The sequence below is a fragment of the Streptomyces sp. NPDC057638 genome (assembly GCF_042800315.1).
In the GTDB taxonomy this organism is placed as follows: domain Bacteria; phylum Actinomycetota; class Actinomycetes; order Streptomycetales; family Streptomycetaceae; genus Streptomyces.
In genome coordinates this window covers 1-6,014 of the sequence record NZ_JBHVHF010000402.1, presented here as the reverse complement: position 1 = coordinate 6,014, position 6,014 = coordinate 1, and the positions used below count along the sequence as shown (strand labels likewise).

Annotated in this window: 4 protein-coding genes and 1 pseudogene; 2 read left to right on the top strand and 3 right to left on the bottom strand. The window is 71.3% G+C overall.

Features of this window, described 5'->3' with window-relative positions:
- Nucleotides 1-98: 98 nt before the first annotated feature.
- The 3 genes from ACFVIM_RS31895 to ACFVIM_RS31885 all read right to left on the bottom strand — a co-directional run bounded on the left by ACFVIM_RS31895 (nt 99) and on the right by ACFVIM_RS31885 (nt 4,086).
- Nucleotides 99-1,346 carry an outer membrane lipoprotein carrier protein LolA gene (locus ACFVIM_RS31895; RefSeq protein WP_384308881.1) on the bottom strand — a complete coding sequence of 416 codons (1,248 nt, stop codon included), beginning with the start codon at nt 1,344-1,346 and terminating at the stop codon, nt 99-101.
- 212 nt (nt 1,347-1,558) lie between these two features.
- Nucleotides 1,559-2,572 carry a CHRD domain-containing protein gene (locus tag ACFVIM_RS31890; protein ID WP_384308878.1) on the bottom strand — a complete coding sequence of 338 codons (1,014 nt, stop codon included), beginning with the start codon at nt 2,570-2,572 and terminating at the stop codon, nt 1,559-1,561.
- Nucleotides 2,573-3,075: 503 nt separating this feature from the next.
- Entirely contained in the window at nt 3,076-4,086 is a 1,011-nt protein-coding gene (locus tag ACFVIM_RS31885) for a polyprenyl synthetase family protein (protein ID WP_384308875.1), read from the bottom strand.
- A gap of 233 nt (nt 4,087-4,319) precedes the next feature.
- Between ACFVIM_RS31885 and ACFVIM_RS31880 the strand changes: the two are divergent.
- A pseudogene (locus tag ACFVIM_RS31880) lies at nt 4,320-4,559 on the top strand (CocE/NonD family hydrolase); the annotation flags it as partial.
- A 161-nt stretch (nt 4,560-4,720) separates the two neighbouring features.
- A complete protein-coding gene (gene fahA, locus ACFVIM_RS31875; protein WP_384308873.1) occupies nt 4,721-5,950 on the top strand; it encodes a fumarylacetoacetase in 1,230 nt (409 codons plus the stop codon).
- The last annotated feature ends 64 nt before the right edge of the window (nt 5,951-6,014 follow it).

Here is a 6,014-nt window from a genome sequence, read left to right as displayed (position 1 = left end):
TGCCGTGCTCGTCGAGGACCTGGCCCTCGGCGGTGGCGGTGCGGCGCCCCGGGCGGGGCGGTCGGCGGGGAGCAGGCGGGGCGGCGGCTCCCCCTTCCTTACTTGGCGTCGGCGTTCGCGGCCTTGACCAGCACGTCCTTGGTCACCGCGCCCGTGTACACCGTCCCGTCCTGGGTGATCAGGGCGTTGACCAGCCGGGTGGAGAAGACCGTACCGGTGCCGAAGTCGCCCCGGACCTCGTCGCCGAAGGAGCTGAGCAGGCCCTTGGCCTCGGCGGGCACCTCGTCGCTCTTGGCCAGCTCGGAGGGGGTGGGGACCTTCGCGTCGCCGCCCGGGGAGGCCAGCTTGACGACCGAGCCCCAGCCCTTGCCGAGCACGTCCAGGCCCTTGAAGGCACTGGCCTCGGGGCCGGCGCCCGGGTGCCCCGCCGCCTTGCCCGGCTCGCCCCGTCCGCCCTCCTTCGCCTCCGTGACCTTGGCGTCCTTCGGCGGGGTGAAGTCGAAGGTGGAGGCGGCCGGGCGGGAGAAGTCGACCGAGGTGAAGCCGACATCGATGGCGGCCTTGCCACCGCCGCTCGGGGTGACGGTGAACGCCAGCGGGGTGCCGGTCCTGGCATCCACCGCGATCTTGACCGAGCCGATGGTGGAGCCGCCCTGCTTGGGCTTGATGACGAGCTGGTAGGCGTCGCGGTCGGCGATGCGCGCGGTGGAGCCGACCGTCACGGACGTGGTGTCGCCGACGGCCTTGAGGGTCTCGGTGGCCAGCGCCCTCGGCGTGGGCGGGACCGGGCGGCGGGCCTCGCCGCCCTCGCCCTTCCCGCCCGGCTGGGTCTCCTTGGCGTGGAAGACCTCGTTGGAGCCGCTGTCGTAGCCCCACAGCTCGCCGCCGTCGTGGATGAGGCTGTACTCGGCGTTCTTCTCCAGGATGGAGAGCTTCTGGCGCTCGGGGCCGTCGATGGCCACCCGCAGGGTGTGCGACCCGGAGGCCAGTTCCATCAGCTTGGACTCCGGCGCCGCCGAGGAGCCCGCGCCCTCGCCCTCCGGGGCGACCGAGGACATCAGACCCTCGCCGAGGCCGCCGAGCGACGGCAGCCCCAGATCCGTACGGATCTTGACCATGCCGGAGAGGCGCTGGGTGTCGGAGGCGGCGATCTTCTCGATCAGCTGCTGGGCGGTGATGTCCGGGAGGTCGGGGTCGCCGGAGGCGGCGAGCGCCGGGACGAGACCGATGGTGGCGGCGGCCACACCGGCCACCGCGACCGGCACCAGGTAGCGCGCCGTCTTGCGGCGTCCGGCCGAGGACCCCTGGGTGGGGCCGGTGGTTTGAGCGCTGTCGTTCGCGTCCATGGTGTTCGCCTACCTCCGTGTGGTTCGGGAGCGTTGTCCAGCGGCGGTCGCCCGCCGTATGACCATCACACCAAACCCGGTGGAGGGAGGGCGTCCCTCCCCGGAAGCAACCTGCCGTACTGCTGAAGGATGACGGAGGGCGCGGCACCTCCCCCATCCAGTAGGGGAGGTGCCGCGCCGTCACGCAAGGGTCGTGCCGCCGGGACCGGGTCTCACTTCTGGAGGAAGACGTAGTCCGCCCCGTAGGGGACCTTCACGATCTGCCCCACCCGGCAGGTGCCGTTCGGGGCGACCCCGCCCACCGTGTTCAGCCGGAACAGCTCCTGGGTGGTGGCGAAGAGCCCCGTGGCCGCGCCGGACTGGGTCGCCTTCAGATCGAGCTCGGCGATGTTGTCCTCCCCGTTGGGCGTCGCCTTGATCAGCGCGCCGGTGATGGCGCTCCGGTCGGTGGCGATCCACTGGGGCTTGCCCGAGTTGGGCGCCACGAAGGAGTGGGCGATATGGCCCGCGAGGGTGGCGGTGACATCGCGCTGCTGGAAGGAGTTGGGGGCGCCGCCCGCGTTCGTCTTGCACTCGTAGATCTGGTCACCGGTGACGACGGACGCCTGGAAGTTGGTCAGCGCCTTCTCGAACGGGAAGGCGCTGGTCACCTTGTGGAACTGGCCGCGGACCGCGCCGCCGGGGAACTCGGCGGTGTGGAAGTTGGCGTAGTGGCCGTTCGGGTTCTTGGTGAAGGCGTCGAGCGCCGCCGCGTCCGTGACCGTCACGGAACCCTGGACCGAGCCGGTCCAGCCGTTGATGGGCTTGACGCCTCCCGCCAGCGGGGTGAGGTCGATCTTGATGCCGCCGTTGACCCCGCGGACGCCCTGGTGGATGTGGAGCATGGTGGGCTTCTGGGTGGCGCGGAACTTGATGGCGACGGAGACCTTGTTCCCCTCGACCTTCACGAACTGGAGGGCCACCCCGTCGCTGTCGCCCACGATCGGGCCGCCGGGGTTCTGGACCTCGTTCGCGCCGTTCAGGCTGGCGAGGAAGAACTGGGCGGCCTTGGGGGCCGCGGCCGGTCCCCTGCCGTCCGCGGCGACGGCGCCGGCGGCGCCGTGTCCGGCGTGCGGGGCGGCGGCACTCGTGCCGTCGCTGGCGAACGCCGGGAGGACGGCGAGGCTGACACCGGTCGCGGCGGCGACGGCGGTGGCACCGACAAGTGCCCACATGGTGCGCTTCATCAGATGATCTCCCCGTACTTCAGCCGATGCCCTGTGCGTCGGCTTCCAGGCATCAGTACGGAACGAATCCGAGGCGGTACTCACTCCGTCACGGTGACCCACATCACAGATCAAAAGAGGCATCAGAGCAGGTCAGAGTGGGTGCACAGATGAACCTCGGTGGTTCGTTCGATTCCGGCCACCTGAATTCCGGGTCAGTAAGGAGAAGCCGGAGGTGGTCCGGTCATGGCCCGCCCCTTCCGGCCGCGACCCCTCCCCCCTGGTCCCTCACGATCCGGCCGCCCCATCCGCACCCGCCGTTCGGCACCCAGGGAAAAGAACCCAGGGGCAGGGAAAGGGGGACGCGCGGGATCGACCACACGGGCGTCCACGTCGGCCCGGCCGTGCGCCGGGCGTCACGAGAGAAAGCCCCGAGCGTCAAGGAGAGGAGAGGAGAGGAGAGGAAAGGAAAGGTGCGGAGAGAAGAGAAGAGGAGAGGCGCGGAGCTATCAGGAGAGGCGCCGTCAGCCCGCGCGGTGGACGACCGCGTCGCAGAGCTCCTCCAGCGCCGCCCGCGCGTAGCACTCCGGCAGCGGCGCCAGCACGGCGCGCGCCTCCTCCGCGTAACGGACGGTGTCCCGGCGGGCCTGCTCCAGCGCCGGGTGGAGACGGAGCAGACGCAGCGCCTCGCCATGGCGGGCGTCGTCCGTGAGGTCCCCGTCGAGGAGTTCGACCAGCGCCAGGTCCCCGGGGTCGCCGGTCGCCTCGGCCCGCGCCCGCAGCAGCAGCACCGGCAGGGTGGGAATGCCCTCCCGCAGATCGGTACCGGGCGTCTTGCCGGACTCGTGGGAGTCGCTGGCGATGTCGAGGACGTCGTCGGCGAGCTGGAAGGCGACGCCGAGGCGCTCCCCGTACTGCGTCAGGATGTCCACCACGCGCTCGTCGGCGCCGGACATCATCGCCCCGAAGCGGCCGGAGACGGCGATCAGCGAGCCGGTCTTGCCCGCGATCACATCGAGATAGTGATCCACCGGGTCGCGCCCGTCGCGCGGCCCCGCCGTCTCCAGGATCTGTCCGGTGACCAGCCGTTCGAACGCCTCGGCCTGGATGCGGACGGCCTCGGGGCCGAGGTCGGCGAGGATGTGCGAGGCGCGGGCGAACAGGAAGTCTCCGGTGAGCACCGCCACCGAGTTGCCCCAGCGGGCGTTGGCGCTGGGCACCCCGCGCCGCACGTCCGCCTCGTCCATGACGTCGTCGTGGTAGAGCGTGGCGAGATGGGTCAGCTCCACCACCACCGCCGAGGGCACGATCCCGGGCGCGTAGGGGTCGCCGAACTGCGCCGCCAGCATCACCAGCAGTGGCCGGAATCGCTTGCCTCCCGCCCGAACGAGGTGCTGCGCGGCCTCCGTGATGAAGGGCACCTCGCTCTTGGTGGCGTCCAGCAGGCCCGCCTCCACGGCAGACAGTCCGTTCTGGACATCGGCTTCGAGAGCCTGGTCCCGCACGCTCAGCCCGAACGGCCCGACGACGGTCACGAGGAGGTCTCCTGTCTGCTGATAATCACACGGATTGTCGAAGTCTCGGTGGATTCACTCAAGGCAGCGTATCCGGTCGGGTTTGGATCACCGCGAGCGCCTTCCCTCATGCGCCGGTATGTTCGTGATCAGCCCATACGCCCGAGGGCGAGCCCTTTCACCGAGATCCACGAGCGGCCCGGAGAGCGCGGTCTCGCGGGGAGCGAGACGCCCTTCCCCGCCGAGGTCCCGTCATGCGCCATCGCCTTCGTCCTCCAGAGGAAACCAGCCACGCGGACCTCCTGATCCCGCTGCGGGACGGGACCGAACGGGCCGCCCGCGTCTGGCGGCCGGTCACCGGCGGACCCGTACCGGCGCCGGTCGCGTCCACGCCCGGCCGGTTCACCGACGCGAGCGGGTCCCGGGACTGGCAACGCCATCCCTGGTACGCGGGACACGGTTACGCCTCACTCGATGTGGACGCGCGGGGGCACGAGATGGTGTGCCGCGACGACACCGGGGTCGTCTTCCACCGCGCCTGGCATCGGACGGAGAGGCGGCGGACCGGGCGGCCCTCCGGATGATCGCGCTCTGCCAGGGCGGCGCGCGCCCGACGTAACGTGTCCCCAACACGTGGAAAGCGAGGCAGGCACCGATGTCCGAGCAGAGCCCGCTCGATCTCGCCGAAGGTGATCCCTTCGGCCCGCACAACCTTCCCTACGGCGTGTTCACCACGGCCGACGAGCCCGAGCGCCGAAGGGTCGGCGTCCGCGTCGGGTCCCATGTGCTCGACGCCGGGGCGGCGGCCAGGGCGCTGGGCTCCCCCTACGCCGCGCTGCTGGACCAGCCGTCCCTGCGTCCCCTGCTCACGGCGGGCCGCACCGCGTGGCGCGATGTACGGCGGGCCCTCACCGCGTGGGTGACGGTCCCCGCGCACCGGCCGGACATAGAGCCACTGCTCCACCCCGTGGGCGAGGTGGCACTCCACCTCCCGTACGAGGTCGCGGACTACGTCGACTTCTACGCGAGCGAGAACCACGCCACCAACGTCGGCCGGATCTTCCGCCCCGACGGCGACGCGCTCACCCCCAACTGGAAGCATCTGCCGATCGGATACCACGGTCGCTCCGGCACGGTCGTCGTCTCCGGCACCGACATTCCGCGCCCGCTCGGCCAGCGCCGTCCCCCGGGCGCCGAGAACCCGTCCTTCGGGCCGTCGGTGAAGCTGGATATCGAGGCCGAGGTCGGCTTTGTCGTCGGGGTGCCGTCGGAGCGGGGCCGCCCGGTGCCGCTGGGCTCCTTCCGTGACCATGTCTTCGGGGTCTCGCTGCTCAACGACTGGTCGGCGCGGGACATCCAGGCGTGGGAGTACGTGCCGCTGGGTCCCTTCCTCGGCAAGTCCTTCGCCACCTCCGTCTCGGCGTGGGTGACCCCGCTGGAGGCGCTCGACGCGGCGCGCACCGCGCCCCCGGCGCGCGACGTGGCGCCGCTGCCGTATCTGGACGACGCGGCCGAGGAGGAGCAGGGCGGTCTCGACCTGCGGATCACCGTCTCGGTCAACGGGCATGTGATCGCCGAGCCGCCGTTCGCCACCATGTACTGGACGGCGGCGCAGCAGCTCGCGCATATGACGGTCAACGGCGCGTCCCTGCGCACGGGCGACCTCTACGGCTCCGGCACGGTCAGCGGCCCGGAGACCCATCAGCGGGGTTCGCTGCTGGAGCTGACCTGGAACGGGCGGGACCCGCTGGAACTCCCCGAGGGCAAGCGCACCTTCCTGGAGGACGGTGACGTGGTGACGATGACCGCGTGGGCCCCGGGTCCTGACGGGACCCGGGTGGGGCTCGGCGAGGTGACCGGCCGGATCGTTCCTCCGCACGCGTAACGGCGTCTCCGCCCGCGTCAGCGGGTGTGCGTACGTACGAGAAAGGGGGCGCGCCACATGATGG

Excerpts from the sequence above, each read along its gene's own strand:
- ACFVIM_RS31895 (WP_384308881.1), bottom strand. The coding sequence starts at position 1,346 with ATGGACGCGAACGACAGCGCTCAAACCACCGGCCCCACCCAGGGGTCC.
- ACFVIM_RS31890 (WP_384308878.1), bottom strand. The coding sequence starts at position 2,572 with ATGAAGCGCACCATGTGGGCACTTGTCGGTGCCACCGCCGTCGCCGCC.
- fahA (WP_384308873.1), top strand. The coding sequence starts at position 4,721 with ATGTCCGAGCAGAGCCCGCTCGATCTCGCCGAAGGTGATCCCTTCGGC.